This window comes from Moraxella sp. CTOTU48268, assembly GCF_032069585.1.
Taxonomy (GTDB): domain Bacteria; phylum Pseudomonadota; class Gammaproteobacteria; order Pseudomonadales; family Moraxellaceae; genus Faucicola; species Faucicola cinerea.
This window is the reverse complement of sequence record NZ_DAMALV010000026.1, coordinates 17,405-33,632: the sequence shown is the minus strand read 5'-3', so window position 1 is coordinate 33,632 and position 16,228 is coordinate 17,405. Positions and strand designations below refer to the sequence as shown.

Sequence of the window (16,228 nt, the reverse complement as noted above, 5' to 3'; positions counted from 1 at the left end):
GTTTATCACGATGTGGCGATAGTAAAAGTCGCCTCGACACCGAGTACAGTGACCAATGAGATGACTACAGCTGAGCATCACAAGAAACACGATAAATCTAAGTCATTGGATGAAAAGCCTTCGGTACAATCTGAAAAAGCGCGAGCTATGAAAAAATCTGATAAACAAGAGGAAAGCAAAAAAGCGGAAAGCAAAAAAGACCGCAAAAAAAATACCAACGATGATGCCAAAACCGATGGTAAGAATGAGGCTAAACAAGACCATAAGAAAAAAGCTAGCTCATCTAAAGTCGACAGTGGACAATCTGAAAAAACTTCTAGTGCCACCAAAAAATCTACGACTAAGGACAAAGCGGTAAAAGAAAAATCGCCAAGAGAAAAAGACAAGTCACCATCATCAAAAACCGCCCCTGACAAAAAATCGGTCAAAAAGCCCGACGATAAGGCTAATAATAAAACAGATAAAAAACCTAGCAATAAATCCAAAACTCATTAACATTGTTATCAAAACGACATAAACTGACGTATTATTTGTCAGTGTACTTGGCTTGCGAATATTTTCATGTCGTTTTTTGCCTAAAACTGCTATGATGCACAAGTTTTTCAACGCTTCAATTATCGGTTTTTGACGTTGTTTTTTTAAGGCACTCTCAAAACTGTTCGAGGAAATCATGAGCGCAGCGACTGCACCTATCAATACTTTTACTATTACTGCCCCTGATGACTGGCATATTCATTTACGGGACGGGCAGGCGCTTGCCACGACGGTGCCACATGCTGCTGCCAATTTTCGCCGCGCCATTTGTATGCCAAATTTGGTGCCGCCTGTCAAAACAGCCGCTGATGCTATCGCTTATCGTGAGCGTATTTTGGCGCAAGTGCCCAATGACAGTATCTCCCAGCAATTTGAGCCATTGATGACGCTTTACTTAACCGAGTCACTGACGGCAGAAGACATCGAAGCTGCCGTTGCTTCAGGTGTAGTAAAAGCAGTCAAGTTATATCCTGCAGGTGCGACCACCAATTCTGCGGATGGGGTGAGGCATATCAATCATTGCACCGATGTATTTGCCAAGATGGAGGCGTTGGGTTTACCGCTTTTGGTTCATGGCGAAGTGACGCACCATCATATTGATATTTTTGACCGTGAAAAACGCTTTATTGATGAAGTGATGGTCAATCTCATTGATAAATTTCCAAAACTAAAAATCGTCTTTGAACACATCACCACCAGTGATGCCGCTGACTTTGTGTTGTCACAGGGCAAAAATGTCGCAGCGACGATTACCCCGCAGCATTTACTGTTTAATCGTAATCACCTGCTGGTGGGCGGCATTAAACCGCATTTTTATTGCTTGCCTATTTTAAAACGCCAAAGTCACCAAAAAGTATTACTTGATGTGGCAACCAGTGGCAATCCTAAATTCTTTATTGGTACCGACTCTGCGCCCCATGCGACGCATACCAAAGAAAATGCTTGCGGTTGTGCAGGCTGTTACAGCGCATCGATTGCGCTGCCCTTGTATGCCCAAGCCTTTGAAAGCGTGGGCAAACTTGACAAGTTAGAAGGCTTTACCAGTATTCACGGCGCAAAATTTTATGGCTTACCTACCAATAGTGATAAAGTGACCTTGGTGCGTGAAGCGTGGCAAGTCCCCGAGCATTATCCTTATCTTGACGGTAAAGATTTGACCCCGCTGATGGCTGGACAAACGCTGGACTGGAAAGTGATGCCATTTAATTTAGCCGTATGATTTTTAATCCTTTATTTTTTTCTGTTTTTTCCGCAAGGTAACGTATGACCGCCACAACTGAACCCATGACTATTGCCCACCGTTTTCGCAATTACTTGCCCGTGGTGGTGGATGTAGAGACAGCAGGGTTCAACCCAAAAACCGATGCCTTGCTTGAGATTGCCTGTATTCCAATTTTGATGGATGATACCGGGCATTTTTACCCAGGTGAGGCGGTCAATGCCCATATTGAGCCGTTTGAAGGGGCAAATCTTGAAGCGCGTGCCCTGCAATTCACCGGTATCAATCCCCACAGTCCGATGCGAAAAGCGATTGCCGAAGATGAAAAAACTGCCATTCGCCGTATTTTTAAATATTTAAAAACGGTGCGTCAATCGACCCAATGTACCAAGTGCATTTTGGTAGGGCACAATGCGCATTTTGACCTCAGCTTTTTAAATGCTTTAATTGAGCGTACCAATAGCAAAAATCAAAGCCAATTTCACCAGTTCTCTGTGTTAGATACCGTCACCTTATCCGCGCTTGCGTTTGGTCAAACGGTATTGGCGAGAGCGTGCAAACTCGCTGGACTAGAATTTGATGGAAATGAAGCGCATTCTGCCTTATATGACACCCAAAAAACGGCTGAATTGTTTTGTTATATCTTAAACAATTATCCGTTGCTGACGCCAAACTTGGCGAGCGATGAGGCTAATGATGATGAGCATAAGAGTGATGGGCGTCAGGATAGCGATGATGAGGACGAGGACGTACTAGTGCCATCTGACGACCCTACTGATGGCTAAATTTTTTGGTAGGGATTTGGATGTTTAACCTTATTTAATACCCAAATCACGTCATTCATCCAAATCTTTAAACTTTAACTGCTACAAATATCAGTATCATGAATATAATCAGCGCCGCAGTCGCAAGCGCCATTTTTTTACCATAGCTAGTATCTTCGCGCTGGGTTTGCTTGAGTAATGACAGGGTGGCAATACCTTGTGAAATGCGTATGGCGTCAGGGTGACCATGTGCCGCAGCTAGCTCTAGCCAGTATTTACCCATCTCGTTATCTTGCTCAACCCCATGTCCTGCATAGTACAGTTTACTGAGTAATTTCTCCGCGCGATTATCATGCTGCGAGGCTGCTTGTTGTAACAGTAGCAAAGCTTGTTGGGAATTTTGAGAAATCTTGAGTAAGTGATTGCCTTCAAATAGCCACAGCGCTTGGCGCAGCAATGCATCAGCAAGACCATTCTTGGCAAATTCATCAATTATTTGTACGGCTTTTGCCAAATTGTCTGCTGATATATTGTTTTCAACTACATTTTCTGCTGGTACATTGTTTTCGACTACATTATTGTCTTCGAGTACATTATTTTCTAATGCATTGATTTCTAATAAATTGCCACTTGATTGCGCTGCTTGAATCAGCGCAACCGCTTTTTCATACATTGCTCGGCTTTGTTCTGCCAGATTTGAATCAAGCCATTGAATGGTCTGCAAATCCTGTGCAAGCTCGCCAAAAATCGCATGTTTGTTGACCACTGCCTGCGATTCGGCAATGGATTTGCGCTGATTGAGCAGTCCTTCATGCAGTGTGGGATTGAGTAGCGCGGCTTCAACTTCTGCCTGATAGCGGGCGATTTCTTGTGCTTGGCGTTGCTGTTCTTGTTGTTGTTTTTGCTGTTCAATTTGTTTGGCTTGGGCTCTTGCTTGCGCAATGACCTGGCGATTTGAGCGTGTTTTTGATGGGATTTTACTAGTTAGCGATTGAGAAGTAAGGGGGTTGTTGAGCGAAATGGGCGGCATCGATGACGCCGTTTGTTGAGCCATGTGCACAGATTTATCAGTAGCAGGGGTGACATTTTCTGATACCGATTCATGATCATTGAGCGTATCCATGATATTGGCTGCATCAATCACCGGGGTGATTTGCATCACTGTTTGGCTAAAATCTGGCACCTCGGTAAAGTCAAACCGATAAATTTGCGGCAATGCCACGCCGTCATCGGCAGCCATCTCATTAGGATATTTACGATCAATCAGCGGATTGTCTTCATCGGTGATAAATTTGGGATGAGAGAAGCGAGATGCAATCATGGTGTTGGATAAATGTTGATAGTGATGTCATTATAGAGGACAAATCACCGAAAGTAAAAAAACCAAAACAATAAAAAAGGACAGCATCACTGTCCTTTTTTATTGCCTTTTTTCACTGCCCTTTTAATGGCAATCTTACGCTGGCTTGTGACAGCGATATTTTAAAGTTGTTATCTTGCAGGTGTTATTGGGCAATGGTTACAGGCGTTTTTGATTGTAATTCTTCAAACGTGACACCGTCTGCCAGCTCAACCAGTTTTAAACCGTGATCGGTTACATCCATGATGGCTAAATCAGAGATGATACGATTCACCACTTTTTTGCCTGTCAGGGGTAGCGTACATTCAGCCAATACTTTTGGCTCACCATGTTTGTTGGTATGTTCCATCAATACAATGACGCGTTGAACGCCTGCAACCAAGTCCATCGCGCCGCCCATGCCTTTAACCATCTTGCCAGGAATCATCCAGTTGGCAAGATCGCCAGTGTCTGAAACTTCCATCGCCCCCAAGATAGCAAGGTTGACTTTGCCGCCACGAATCATGGCAAATGACTGTGAGCTTGAGAAAAAGCTCGCACCAGTCGCTGTGGTGACGGTTTGTTTACCTGCATTGATTAAATCTGGGTCAACTTTATCGGGTGTTGGGAATTCATCAATCCCAAGCAGCCCATTTTCTGATTGTAGCCAAACGTTGACGCCTTCTGGAATATAGTTCGCCACTAAGGTTGGCAAACCGATGCCTAGATTGACATAAAAGCCGTCTTGTAGTTCTTTTGCGGCTCTTTGTGCCATTTGTTCACGAGTCCATGCCATGGTAATCTCCTTCTATCCTAGTTTGTCTGTTCTTTGGTCGTCACTTTTTCGATGCGTTTTTCTGGGTTGGCATTGACCACGATGCGATGCACATAAATACCCGGCAAATGAATTTGGTCAGGATCTAGCTCGCCAGTTTCCACCAATTGCTCAACTTCGACAATGGTGACTTTACCTGCAGTGGCGACATCTGGGTTAAAGTTACGCGCCGTTTTGTTGAACATCAAGTTGCCCGCTTTATCGGCTTTTTGGGCTTTGACCAGTGCCACGTCAGCGACTAATGAGCGCTCAAGGATATATTGACGACCGTCAAATTCACGCTCTTCTTTACCTTCAGCAATTTGGGTACCTACGCCAGTTGCGGTAAAGAACGCAGGGATGCCTGCACCCCCAGCACGCAGTTTTTCTGCCAGCGTCCCTTGTGGGGTCAATTCCACTTCCAATTCACCCGATAAAAACTGCCGTTCAAATTCTTTGTTTTCACCGACATACGACGCAATCATTTTTTTGACTTGGCGAGTCTCTAGTAATAATCCTAAACCAAAACCATCGACACCAGCGTTATTGCTGATACAGGTCAAATCTTTAACGCCGCTATCTCGCAAGGCTTCAATTAAAGCTTCGGGGATACCACACAGACCAAAACCACCAACCGCAATCGTTTGTCCATCTTTGATGACGCCTTCAAGTGCCGAAGCTGCGCTGTCATATACTTTGCTGGTCATACATTCACTCCTTGTTGCTAACCAATGTTGCTAATATTATTTACCAAAAATAAAAATCACGCTCAAACCTAAAAATTCAAAAACGAAACAAATTGTATCATTATAGAATTTATATAACAAATTTTGTCTTAAGTAAATCACATTGCATGAATTTTTGCAAAAAGTAAACCCAGTTTTTCGCAAAAATAGGGCATAAAAAAAGGCATACTAGGGATGCCTTAAATTTATCAATGTTTAACAGTCAATTTTTTATCCATTGTCTAGTCATCATTGGCAGAGCGGGTGATGCGTTTGGCGTTCGAGTTGACCGTTTTGGCTTGTCCGTCAATGGTCGTGCCAAATTTACTGCCGTTGTTATTTTTGCTACCAAAGCCCCCGAACGGATTTTGTCCGCCCATACCGCCAAATGGATTTTGACCGCCAAACGGGTTTTGTCCACCCATGCCGCCAAGACCACCTAAGCCACCCATTTTTGAGGGATCCATACCGCCCATTTTGCTTGCCATCATTTGCATCAATTTTTCTGGGTTTTTAGTGGCATAGTCTTTGGCAAAGGCTTTGAACTTATTTTGTACCGCAGGTAATAACACCACAAGTGCTGCAATATCACTCAAAATACCGGGCAGTACCAATAAGATACCTGCCACCACAAAAGCAATCGCTTTAACCACAGAGTTTTCATTGGGGCGCATCGCAGGGTTAAGCATGGCGGCTTGGGCTTGTCCAGCCATCGGTTTTAGGGTGGCTATGCCTTTTTTAATGAGGGCGGCACCCACAAAGCCAGCCACGACAAACCACAAAAACACCCACCAGCCACTGACAAATTGTGCGATTAGATACCAAACCAGCATCTCAATAATCAACCAGACAATGGCAATCCCAACTATATTTCCCATGAAAATACGATTCCTAAATTATGAATAAACTATAAAGAACAAACGATGAATCATTAACCAATGCAATAATGATGGGGGTAATGCATAAAACTATCAAATAGTTTTTTGAAATTCAGCAATTTTTTCGTTAAATTTTTGATAAATGCTATAATTTGACGGCATTTTTAGTTTCGATGTTTTTAGCTTCGACTGCATTTTTAGCAAAATTTTTTTGTGGGTATCTTTTTTTACGAGCATGTTTTACGAGCATCTTTTATGAGTATCTTTATTGGTATTGACCCAGGCTCACGTCTGACAGGCTATGGCATCATTCGGTTGAGTGGGGATAAACTTGAACATTTGGATGCAGGCACGATTCATGCTTACAGCCAAGGGGAAACCATGCCAGAGCGGCTCAAGCGGATATTTGATGGGATTAGCCGTATCGTTGAGCATTATCAAAAATACACCAGTGAACCCATGACCGCTGCCATCGAGCAAGTATTTATGGCATCAAACCCCGACACCGCGCTCAAGCTTGGGCAGGCGCGGGGTGCAGCGATTGCCGCCATGGTTGCCAAAGATTTGCAAGTAGCTGAATATACCGCACGGCAAATCAAACAAGCGGTATGTGGCTATGGCGCGGCAGACAAAGAGCAAATTCAGCTTATGGTGATGCGCTTGTTGAGCCTTGAGATACAGCCGCAAGCGGATGCGGCAGATGGCTTGGCGTGTGCGATTTGTCATGCCTATCATAGTCAGACACTGAATAAATTGCTTGGCGGTGCAGCGGTAATCGCTGGTCAAAGCGCAGGTGGACGCTCAAAGAAAAAAGGTCGCTGGCGCTTGACCGAAGTTGATTTGGGTAATTTAGGTTAAAAGGCAGGTTAAAAGATAAGTTAAAAGTTAGGTTAAAAGGCAGTGAGGTTCGCCAATCTCAAGAAAATTTTTATATCCAACAAGGCTTTTGACGGGTTTAGACTTCTTTGTCAGCACAAAAATCGCTACAATGGCATCTTTTGAAAATTGAACACAAGAAGTACCTCATGAGCCAACTAGCTACTGCAACTTTATTGATTAAATGCCAAGACCGCGCAGGCATTGTGCAAGCTGTATCCGAATTTTTTTATCGTTATGGCGCCAATATTATCAGCCTTGACCAATACTCGACTGAGCCCGAAGGCGGTCAGTATTTTATGCGCCTTGAAATGGCTATCAATGATTTAGACAATATCATCGATAATATGAAAGGCAGTTTTGAGCATACCGTCGCTCGCATCTATCAAATGGAGTGGAAACTATTTGATAATAGTAAACGTAAAAAAGTGGCGATTTTGGTGTCCAAATATGACCATGCGCTCCTTGATTTGCTGTGGCGCTGGCAACAAGGACAACTAGATTGTGAGATTACCTGTGTCGTCAGTAATCACCATGATTTGCGCCAAGCGGTAGAAAATTTTGGTGTGCCATTTCATCAAGTGACTGTGAGCAAAGACAATAAAGTACAAGCAGAAGCCGAAATTCAAGCGTTGGTAAAAGACTGTGATCTGTTGGTGCTGGCGCGCTATATGCAGATTTTATCCGCTGAATTTACCGCCGCTTGGCACATGAAAATTATCAATATTCACCATTCATTCTTGCCAGCCTTTGTCGGTGCTGATCCATACCGCCAAGCGTATGAAAAAGGCGTCAAACTGATTGGTGCCACCGCGCATTATGTCACAGCCGACCTTGACCAAGGACCAATTATTGAGCAAGACGTGCACCGTGTCAGCCATCGCCACCATGTGGCAGAATTGCGGGCGATTGGGCAAGATGTCGAGCGTAGCGTGCTGACCCGTGCCGTGCGTTGGCATCTACAAAACCGGGTGATTGTCACAGGCAATAAAACGGTGGTATTTAACTAATTTTTCATCCGTTATTTGCTATCATTGCAGTTTATCTTGTTATAGGAGGGCGTAGATTTTACGCCCCTCTCCCGACTATAAAAATAATCTACCTGTGATAGTCCTATGCCGTTATCAAAGTCGCCAGCGCCACCATCTAATTCTCATCTGACCCACTATAAAACCTTGGGCTTACTGCTCACCTTATATTTGGCTCAAGGCTTGCCCGCAGGATTTATCACCCAAGCCTTGCCAGCGATTTTACGTGAATACAAAGTCTCACTGGTTGCCATTGGTTGGTCAGGGCTGATTTTGGTACCTTGGGGGCTTAAATTCCTGTGGGCTACTGTGGTGGACGGCTATTATTCACAGAAAATCGGACGCGCCAAAAGCTGGATTTTGCCGATGCAAGGGTTGTCGATTGTCATCCTGATTGCGGTGGCATTTTTTGAACCGCATAATTTGGCACAAACCAGTTCGGTGATGACATTGTACGGGATGCTATTTACCTTAAGTCTCATTGGTGCGACACACGATGTGGCGACCGATGGGCTAGCAACCCGTTTGCTTAAAGCGGCTATTGCGCCCAAAGAACCGTTGACCCATGATATGCCTGCGCCTGATTCGGTGAATCAAACGACCAATCACCATCATCGCCAAAGCCAAGGCAATGCCGTACAAGTCATCGGCTATCGACTGGGGCTTATTGTCGGTGGCGGTGTTTTACTGATGCTATTAGAACAATGGGGCTGGCGTAACAGTTTTCTTGCCATGGCGGCTTTGGTGGCAATGAATACCGTGCCCATTGTGTTTTTTAAAGAGAACGCGCCCACCTCGGTTGAACCTTCCAAAAAACAAGTACAGGCAGCAAAATCTGGCAGTTTTAAGGCACTAAAAAATTACCTTAGCCACCATTATCAGTATTTTTGGTCATCGCGGGAGATGCTGGCTTGGCTAGGGGTGTTATTGACCTATAAAATTGCTGATGGCATTTCAAGCGGTATGGTCAAACCGATGATGGTCGATGTCGGACTCAACTTGCAGCAAATTGGTTTTTGGGCAACCATCTTGGGCTCGGCGGCCTCAGTCGCTGGGGCAGGGATCGCCACAATTTTGATGAAACGACTCACTCGCTTTACGTCACTGCTGTATTTTAATCTTGCCCAAGCGCTGACCACAGGGTTATATGGCTTGGTCGCTTATGGGTTTTATCATCAATTTTTGACGGATTTTTTGTGGCTATATGCCGTCAATGCGCTGGAGCATTTTTGTGCATCGTTGGCGCTGATTGCGATGCTCACGACCATTATGCATTATTCACGCCCTGCCAATGCGGGGAGTGATTTTACCGTGCAGGTTTGTCTGTTGACGGTGTTGGGCGGCTCAGCACATTTTGCCAGTGGCTATATGGCGCATTTTTTGGGCTATCAATGGCATTTTTTGGTGAGTATGTTGATTGGCTTTGTGTGCCTTTTACCAATAATTTACTGGCATAAATTACAAAATAATGAGAAATAATTTCATTTTTAATTGAATTTTAATATTTTTGACCATATTATCTATTTATATGATAAATTAGAAAATATAGATAGAGCGGAGGGGAGATGGCGAAAACATTTTGGCTGAACCAAAAATATAATATCAATTTACCCATTTGGACGTTATTGTCGCCAAGTATTGCCGCTTTAGTGCTTGCGGTGCATTTGATTTGGCATCCCTCGGGTATCATCATGAATACCGTGACGGCGATTTTTTTGATGGGGTCAGTTTTTGCTGCCGTACATCACGCTGAGGTGATTGCTCACAAAGTGGGTGAGCCTTTTGGTACGTTGGTTTTGGCATTGGCGGTCACTGTGATTGAAGTGGCACTTATTTTGGCACTCATGAGTAGTAGCACACCCACCGATGCCGCCGTGCTTGCCCGTGATACGGTATTTGCAGCAGTGATGCTGATTTGTAACGGGATTATTGGTATTTGCCTGTTGATTGGTGGTATCAAAAATTACGTACAGCGTTATAGTTTGCATGGCAGTAAAGCGGCAATTAGTGTGTTATTGGCGATTGCATTAATCGTATTTATTTTACCCAATTTTACCACCTCTGCCGCAGGCGGTTTTATGATTGGCGCTCAGCTGCTGTTTGTAGCGATTTGCTGTTTGATTTTGTATGCCGCATTTATCTTTACCCAAACCATTCGTCACCGTGATTATTTTATTGCCGACGGGCAAGAAGACCTGCATCACAGTGATAATGCGCTAACCACGGCGATGAGTGTGGGATTTTTGTTTCTGAGTTTAATGACGGTGGTAGGTCTTGCTAAGATGTTGTCGCCTGCGATGGAAGCGGCGCTGCTGGCGATGGGTATGCCAAAAATTGTGCTAGGGATTATTATTGCTGCTTTGGTACTGTTGCCTGAATCTATTGCTGCGGTAAAAGCTGCCTACCACGACCAACTGCAAAACAGTTTAAATTTGGCGTTAGGCTCGGCTTTGGCGTCTATTTCGTTGACAATTCCTGTTATCGCGCTTTATTCAATGTTCACAGCAACGCCCGTCATGTTTGGGTTGTCTGCCAAAGAAGGGCTAATGCTGGTTATTACGCTGATGATAACCATCAATACTTTAAGTACCGGGCGCACCACTTTTTTACATGGCATCATCCATTTGGTCATGTTAGCCACTTTTGTGTTTTTCTCCATTATCCCCTAATGGAATGAATGGTATAAATGGCATAGAAAATTGGCGTAATAAATGACGTAATAAATGAGGTAATAAATGAAAGACTACTTGCAATCAGTAACATTCTTTTACTAAATACTTATGCTCAACAATTTAAGTTTTTGCTAATCTAGAAGGCAACTAGAATAACGCCATCATTAACACGATTATCGGTGTAGTGATTTGAGGTCGTTCTAGTCATTTGAGGTATTGAAACGGTCATTTAAGAGTTTCAACAAACCAGACATTAAAAATTGTATATTAAAATATTACAACATAAGGAAAAACAAATGGGACTATTTAGTTTTGCAAAAGACATCGGTGATAAAATCTTTCATCGTAACAAAGACGCTGCGCCAGCATCGACACCTGCATCAAACGTCGCACCAACCGCAGCGCCTGCCGCTTCTACTGAGCCATCTGCACAAGAGATTGCAAACTTATTGATTCAGCGCATCCAACAAAATGCCAAAATTGACAATCTATCAGTCAACTATGACGGTAACACTGACAAAGTAACCATTAATGGTTCTGCTGCTAACCAAGCAGAGCGCGAAAAAGCCATTCTAGCAGCAGGTAATGTACAGTATGTTGCACAAGTAGAAGACAATATCACGGTTGCAACACAAGAGCCAGAATCTCGTATGTACACAGTGAAATCAGGCGATACGCTATCAAAAATTTCAAAAGAAGTGTATGGCGATACCAACCAATACAACAAAATCTTTGAAGCCAACAAACCATTACTCTCTGACCCAAACAAAATCTATCCAGGTCAAGTGCTTCGTATCCCAGCTTAATTTTTACCTTAAGCCTTTTAAAAAACCAGTGACTCCTGTCGCTGGTTTTTTTATAAAAAAATTTGCATATCGATAAATAAAGTTTTAAGGATAAACCATGAAAAACCAAAAACAATTAATCAAATTGGGTGAGCAACTGGAGAAAAATCCGTCAATCGCTCAATCCAATTTGGCTGTTAAACCCCGTAATTACTTGGCGTTAAATCCGCTTTTGCAAAAAGGCGGACTGCATGAAAAAGACGATGTCGAAATCGCCCGCAAAAAACAGCGGCGACAAACCAAGCAGGATTTGCGAAAACAAGTTTGGCGACAGGAATCGTAATAACCAAACACCCCAGATTTTGGGGTGTTTAGTTGACGGTCATACAATATAAACTTATTCAAATACCACGTCTGCGCCATCGGCTATCGTGCCATACAGACTTAGCGCATCCCAATTGGTCAAACGCACACAACCGTGTGATTTTTGCGCGCTGATTAACTCAGGCTCAGGCGAGCCATGAATACCATAGCTCCGTTTTGATAACCCAATCCAAGCGCGCCCCACAGGGTTGTTGGGTCCTGGTGGTAGCCACTTTTCTTTGGAAGAAAAATCAGTATTATAGGTGGGGTTTAATACACGGTTTTTAACTTTTAAACTGCCAGACGGTGAGGGGGTGTAGTTAGAACCCACGGTTGTCGGGTAGCTTGCAACGAGCTCACCACTAGCGGCATAGGCGTACAAGATATTTTTCTTTTTATCGCTCACAACCTTGGTCACTTCCGTCATATTGGGCTGATAAGGATTGTAGACGGTGATAACGTTACCCGCTTTGAGTGGCGTGGTGGGGTTTAATCGACTCACCAGTTTTTGGCTCATATGGAATTTTTCAGCTACCGCTTCACGCGCTGATTTGTATTGCATGTCTTTGGGCGCTTTGGTAATCACCAAATCATCGCGCGTTAGCTGATAATTGATAAAAATCGGCTGCTTATTTAACGTCTCGTTGCTGGTTAACGCTGACCAAGTGGCTTCATCCATTGTAGTCGTTACGGGCAGATTGTGCTTTTGCTGAAAAATCTGCATCGCTTTAATGGTATTTTTATTCATTATCCCTGTCACCGCACCCACACTATGCCCATGCCAGTTAAGCAGTGCTTGGGTCTTAAATACCAGCAGTTCATCAGGCTTAATGAACACTTGTTTTGATGGTAACGCGTCTTTGTCAGCCACGGATGACGGATTGTCATTAGCCGATTGTTTGAGCGCAGCATAGTCAATAGTTGATTGAAAACCCGGCGCAGATTGGGTCGCTGAAGCAGATGCGGTTGATGCGGCTTGTGACGCCGCCACCGCAGAGGCAGGCATGGCTTTTAACTCAATAGCGCCTGTGGGTGACCAACTCACTTGGTTTACTTGCTGGGCAACCATCGGTAAATTATCAGTGGTATAGGCAATCTCTGGCAAGGCTTGTTTCAGTCGTTGCTGCACCAAGCTTGTGCCAATAAACTGTTGACTGACATTGGCTTTTAGTGTTGGGGCAGGCGAAGAGGCAGCGACACTTGCGGTTGTACTGGCTGCAGTACTAGCTGTAGTACTTGCTGTCGGAACTGTGGGTACATCCATGGCTTGATTGGGTGACTGTTGACAGGCAGATAAACTGATAGCAAGCAAGATGCTTGTAAAGCAAGGTAATATTTTATGATAAGAAGACATAGTCATTGAATTTTAAGAAAAATTTAGCAAGTGAGGATGGGATGAAAGGTCATCGAGGTTTTAGAGAAACGATAATGGCATACTATAGCAAAACTCGCTTGAAGATAAGCAGGATTTTACAAATTTTTCAAAAAAATGTTGGCAAAAATGCTATAAAAAAAGGCAGGTTAGACGGGCTAACACTACCTTTAACGCAGGGTAAAAATTAGGATAATCAAATATTATAAGTTAGCGATGACCGCATCACCCATATCTGAGCAAGAAACCAGCGTGGTGCCTTGTTCAAAGATATCGCCCGTGCGTAACCCTTGCTGCAATACTTTTTGCACTGCTTGCTCAACCTGTGTGGCACGGGCTTCATCATTGAGGCTATAACGTAACAGCATCGCCAATGACAAAATGGTTGCCAATGGGTTGGCTTTATTTTGACCGGCAATATCAGGGGCAGAACCATGCGATGGTTCATATAGCCCTTTGCCTGTGTCATTTAAGCTCGCGGATGGCAGCATACCAATAGAGCCAGTCAGCATCGAGGCTTGATCTGACAAAATATCGCCAAAAATATTGCCAGTGGCAATCACATCAAACTGTTTTGGGGCTTTGACCAGCTGCATCGCTGCATTGTCGACATACATGTGAGTCAATTCAACATCTGGGTATTGGGCAGCGACTTCGGTGAAAATCTGCTTCCAAAATTCTGTGGTCTCAAGTACGTTGGCTTTATCAACTGAGCAGAGTTTTTTACCGCGTTTTTGCGCTGCTTCAAAAGCGACTTTGGCAATACGGCGAATTTCTGATTCGCTGTATTTCATGGTGTTGTAGCCTTCTTTCTCACCGTTTTCAAGTGTGCGAATACCGCGGGGTTCACCAAAATAAATATCGCCGGTGAGCTCACGGACAATCAAAATATCTAACCCAGATACCACCTCAGGTTTTAAAGTTGACGCATTGGCAAGCTCTGGATAAAGAATGGCTGGGCGAAGATTGGCAAATAGATTTAAGTCTTTACGAATCGCCAGTAATCCACGCTCAGGGCGCACTGAGCGTTCAAGGTTGTCATACTGTGGGCCACCGACAGCACCGAGCAATACCGCATCAGCCTTGCGGCACAGGGTTTGGGTAGCTTCTGGATAGGGTGAGCCATGCGCATCATACGCTGAGCCACCTAACAGCCCATACTCATAGCGAGCGTCTAATCCTTGCTCGATTAATTTGTCCAATACTTTGACAGCTTGTCCAATGATTTCAGGACCAATACCATCACCTTGTAATACGGCGATCTGTTTTGTCATGTTATTTCCTTAACGTTAATCCACAACTTTTTGCTGACAACGCAGCTTTTAAAATTTTGTTAGTTTCTAAAAAATAATTGAATCAGGCGTTATTGAATGATGCTTTCTTGGATAAAGCTTTTTGTGAGAAAAGCTTTTAGGGGCATCTATAAAGCAATCTTTATAAATTCATTCGATAAAGCGCCTTGCTGATTGGGTTTTTTACACCATTGATTGGTAAGTTTGGCATTTTCATACAAGTCAATACACAGTGGCGTTGGGGCAGACTGCGCTAGCAAACTATAATCGGTCTTTTGAATTTGGCGGTAGGCTTTAAGCTCATAACGTTTACCGCTTTCAAAACGATGGATAAAACTAAAACTTTCAACCTTCGTCAAATCCTCATCCAAATAAAAACGGGTGGCAACCATGTGCTGACCACTGGGAAAACTTACCAAGTAATTTGGCAGAGTAGACTTGCTCTGCTGCTTACTCATCAAAGGTGTGACGGTCACTGGGCTAGTCACTGAGCTATGGTTGCCAAGGGTTGCGCTCGGGGTGTGAGTCGATTGATTGATAACTGAAAACGTGCCAATACGATTGATTTCACAGGCATAAATACCCGTACATTTTAGGGTGCTTTTGCCTGCAGCAATCGGTTGCGGCGCTGTTACCACTGAGGGTTTGGCGCGTGCGCTTGGCTGCTTTGTCATTGATTGACAGCCAGATAGCGCCACTGCCGAACAAATCGCAATGGCTACAACAGGTAAACAGTCAGGGTGAAAAAAGCGCTTAGTGAACATCATGGTCGTTATTCCCTCAAATCAAAAAAAGCAATTAATAAATTGCAGTAACAGGGTGCCTGCCACAGTGAAATGATGATAACCATGGCGAATAATGCCATGATTTAAATACAGTCATAGGCACGCTAAAATGTGACTAACATAACCAATATGCCAACCTTTGTCAAAAAATGCCTTTGTCAAAAAATGCCTTTTTTATACGCGACTTATACGCAGGTTGGGATAGATGATGAATAAACCATCAATGATAAATCATCAATCATCAATGATGAAACGCTACTGACATTGTACATTTACCTAACCAAGTAGCACTTTAAGCCGCGCCTGTGCCAAATACCCAAGGGCGTGATTGTTTGGCGTTTTCTTCATACGCTTTGATGCTATCAGCTTGCTGTAATGTCAGACCAATATCGTCTAAACCGTTGAGCAGACAGTGCTTACGAAATTCATCCACGTCAAACGCATAGCTTTTACCTGAGGGTGAAATCACTTGCTGTTTTTCTAAATCCACGGTTAATTGGTAGCCATCTTGGGCAAAACATTCGGCAAACAATTCACTGACCGCATCTTCGCTTAAAATCACTGGCAACATGCCATTTTTAAAGCAGTTGTTGTAGAAAATATCGGCAAAACTTGGCGCAATCACCGTGCGAAAACCGTATTCTTCGAGCGCCCAAGGGGCATGCTCACGGCTTGAACCACAACCAAAGTTTTTACGCGCAAGCAAAATGTTAGCACCTTGATAACGGGGCTGATTCAAAATAAAATCAGGGTTAATGGGGCGTTTGCTATTGTCTTGACCA

The 16,228-nt window shown here is 43.7% G+C and carries 17 protein-coding genes; 9 read left to right on the top strand and 8 right to left on the bottom strand.

The window, feature by feature from the left end; translation table 11 throughout:
* The 3 genes from RT143_RS09070 to rnt all read left to right on the top strand — a co-directional run.
* Positions 1-495, top strand: a 495-nt coding sequence (locus RT143_RS09070; RefSeq protein ID WP_313092575.1) for a hypothetical protein, incomplete at its 5' end; no start/stop codon positions are given.
* A 175-nt stretch (positions 496-670) separates the two neighbouring features.
* Positions 671-1,753, top strand: a complete 1,083-nt coding sequence (gene pyrC / locus RT143_RS09065; protein ID WP_313092574.1) for a dihydroorotase — start codon at positions 671-673, stop codon at positions 1,751-1,753.
* Positions 1,754-1,797: 44 nt separating this feature from the next.
* Positions 1,798-2,538, top strand: a complete 741-nt coding sequence (rnt, locus tag RT143_RS09060; protein ID WP_313092572.1) for a ribonuclease T — start codon at positions 1,798-1,800, stop codon at positions 2,536-2,538.
* Positions 2,539-2,605: 67 nt separating this feature from the next.
* Here rnt and RT143_RS09055 read toward each other — a convergent pair whose 3' ends face one another.
* The 4 genes from RT143_RS09055 to RT143_RS09040 form a co-directional block, all read right to left on the bottom strand.
* Positions 2,606-3,838, bottom strand: coding sequence for an SEL1-like repeat protein (locus RT143_RS09055; protein ID WP_313092570.1), 1,233 nt, complete (start codon positions 3,836-3,838; stop codon positions 2,606-2,608).
* Positions 3,839-4,022: 184 nt separating this feature from the next.
* Positions 4,023-4,652, bottom strand: coding sequence for a 3-oxoacid CoA-transferase subunit B (locus RT143_RS09050; protein ID WP_313092569.1), 630 nt, complete (start codon positions 4,650-4,652; stop codon positions 4,023-4,025).
* Positions 4,653-4,669: 17 nt separating this feature from the next.
* Positions 4,670-5,377 carry a CoA transferase subunit A gene (locus tag RT143_RS09045; protein WP_060994364.1) on the bottom strand — a complete coding sequence of 236 codons (708 nt, stop codon included), beginning with the start codon at positions 5,375-5,377 and terminating at the stop codon, positions 4,670-4,672.
* Positions 5,378-5,637: 260 nt separating this feature from the next.
* The gene (locus tag RT143_RS09040) at positions 5,638-6,273 is read right to left on the bottom strand and encodes an FxsA family protein (protein WP_313092567.1); all 636 of its coding nucleotides are present in this window, start codon (positions 6,271-6,273) and stop codon (positions 5,638-5,640) included.
* 255 nt (positions 6,274-6,528) lie between these two features.
* Here RT143_RS09040 and ruvC point away from each other — a divergent pair, with 255 nt between their 5' ends.
* From ruvC to RT143_RS09010, 6 genes are all read left to right on the top strand, one after another.
* Positions 6,529-7,131, top strand: coding sequence for a crossover junction endodeoxyribonuclease RuvC (gene ruvC / locus RT143_RS09035; RefSeq protein WP_313092565.1), 603 nt, complete (start codon positions 6,529-6,531; stop codon positions 7,129-7,131).
* A gap of 167 nt (positions 7,132-7,298) precedes the next feature.
* Positions 7,299-8,159, top strand: a complete 861-nt coding sequence (purU, locus tag RT143_RS09030; protein ID WP_065252963.1) for a formyltetrahydrofolate deformylase — start codon at positions 7,299-7,301, stop codon at positions 8,157-8,159.
* Positions 8,160-8,264: 105 nt separating this feature from the next.
* Positions 8,265-9,656: an MFS transporter gene (locus tag RT143_RS09025; RefSeq protein WP_313092564.1), complete on the top strand. Its 1,392-nt coding sequence runs from the start codon at positions 8,265-8,267 to the stop codon at positions 9,654-9,656.
* Positions 9,657-9,742: 86 nt separating this feature from the next.
* Entirely contained in the window at positions 9,743-10,846 is a 1,104-nt protein-coding gene (locus RT143_RS09020) for a calcium:cation antiporter (RefSeq protein WP_313092563.1), read from the top strand.
* Between the two features lie 299 nt (positions 10,847-11,145).
* Positions 11,146-11,655: a peptidoglycan-binding protein LysM gene (gene lysM / locus RT143_RS09015; RefSeq protein WP_007114907.1), complete on the top strand. Its 510-nt coding sequence runs from the start codon at positions 11,146-11,148 to the stop codon at positions 11,653-11,655.
* Between the two features lie 97 nt (positions 11,656-11,752).
* Positions 11,753-11,977 carry a hypothetical protein gene (locus tag RT143_RS09010; protein WP_160001443.1) on the top strand — a complete coding sequence of 75 codons (225 nt, stop codon included), beginning with the start codon at positions 11,753-11,755 and terminating at the stop codon, positions 11,975-11,977.
* Between the two features lie 54 nt (positions 11,978-12,031).
* On the opposite strand, the gene RT143_RS09005 is transcribed toward RT143_RS09010, so the two are convergent.
* The 4 genes from RT143_RS09005 to leuD form a co-directional block, all read right to left on the bottom strand.
* Complete coding sequence (locus RT143_RS09005) at positions 12,032-13,351, bottom strand: L,D-transpeptidase family protein (RefSeq protein WP_313092562.1); 1,320 nt, start codon at positions 13,349-13,351, stop codon at positions 12,032-12,034.
* Between the two features lie 221 nt (positions 13,352-13,572).
* Positions 13,573-14,643: a 3-isopropylmalate dehydrogenase gene (gene leuB, locus RT143_RS09000; RefSeq protein ID WP_007114910.1), complete on the bottom strand. Its 1,071-nt coding sequence runs from the start codon at positions 14,641-14,643 to the stop codon at positions 13,573-13,575.
* Positions 14,644-14,789: 146 nt separating this feature from the next.
* Positions 14,790-15,428, bottom strand: a complete 639-nt coding sequence (locus tag RT143_RS08995) for a hypothetical protein (RefSeq protein WP_313092560.1) — start codon at positions 15,426-15,428, stop codon at positions 14,790-14,792.
* Positions 15,429-15,738: 310 nt separating this feature from the next.
* On the bottom strand, positions 15,739-16,228 hold a 490-nt coding region (gene leuD, locus RT143_RS08990), incomplete at its 5' end, for a 3-isopropylmalate dehydratase small subunit (protein ID WP_313092558.1).

Bases quoted from the DNA above. Each gene is read 5' to 3' on its own strand.
- RT143_RS09010 (WP_160001443.1), top strand. From the start codon at position 11,753: ATGAAAAACCAAAAACAATTAATCAAATTGGGTGAGCAACTGGAGAAA.
- pyrC (WP_313092574.1), top strand. From the start codon at position 671: ATGAGCGCAGCGACTGCACCTATCAATACTTTTACTATTACTGCCCCT.
- RT143_RS09050 (WP_313092569.1), bottom strand. From the start codon at position 4,652: ATGGCATGGACTCGTGAACAAATGGCACAAAGAGCCGCAAAAGAACTA.
- RT143_RS09025 (WP_313092564.1), top strand. From the start codon at position 8,265: ATGCCGTTATCAAAGTCGCCAGCGCCACCATCTAATTCTCATCTGACC.
- RT143_RS08995 (WP_313092560.1), bottom strand. From the start codon at position 15,428: ATGATGTTCACTAAGCGCTTTTTTCACCCTGACTGTTTACCTGTTGTA.
- leuB (WP_007114910.1), bottom strand. From the start codon at position 14,643: ATGACAAAACAGATCGCCGTATTACAAGGTGATGGTATTGGTCCTGAA.
- RT143_RS09005 (WP_313092562.1), bottom strand. From the start codon at position 13,351: ATGTCTTCTTATCATAAAATATTACCTTGCTTTACAAGCATCTTGCTT.
- rnt (WP_313092572.1), top strand. From the start codon at position 1,798: ATGACCGCCACAACTGAACCCATGACTATTGCCCACCGTTTTCGCAAT.
- purU (WP_065252963.1), top strand. From the start codon at position 7,299: ATGAGCCAACTAGCTACTGCAACTTTATTGATTAAATGCCAAGACCGC.
- RT143_RS09040 (WP_313092567.1), bottom strand. From the start codon at position 6,273: ATGGGAAATATAGTTGGGATTGCCATTGTCTGGTTGATTATTGAGATG.
- RT143_RS09045 (WP_060994364.1), bottom strand. From the start codon at position 5,377: ATGACCAGCAAAGTATATGACAGCGCAGCTTCGGCACTTGAAGGCGTC.
- RT143_RS09020 (WP_313092563.1), top strand. From the start codon at position 9,743: ATGGCGAAAACATTTTGGCTGAACCAAAAATATAATATCAATTTACCC.
- RT143_RS09055 (WP_313092570.1), bottom strand. From the start codon at position 3,838: ATGATTGCATCTCGCTTCTCTCATCCCAAATTTATCACCGATGAAGAC.
- lysM (WP_007114907.1), top strand. From the start codon at position 11,146: ATGGGACTATTTAGTTTTGCAAAAGACATCGGTGATAAAATCTTTCAT.
- ruvC (WP_313092565.1), top strand. From the start codon at position 6,529: ATGAGTATCTTTATTGGTATTGACCCAGGCTCACGTCTGACAGGCTAT.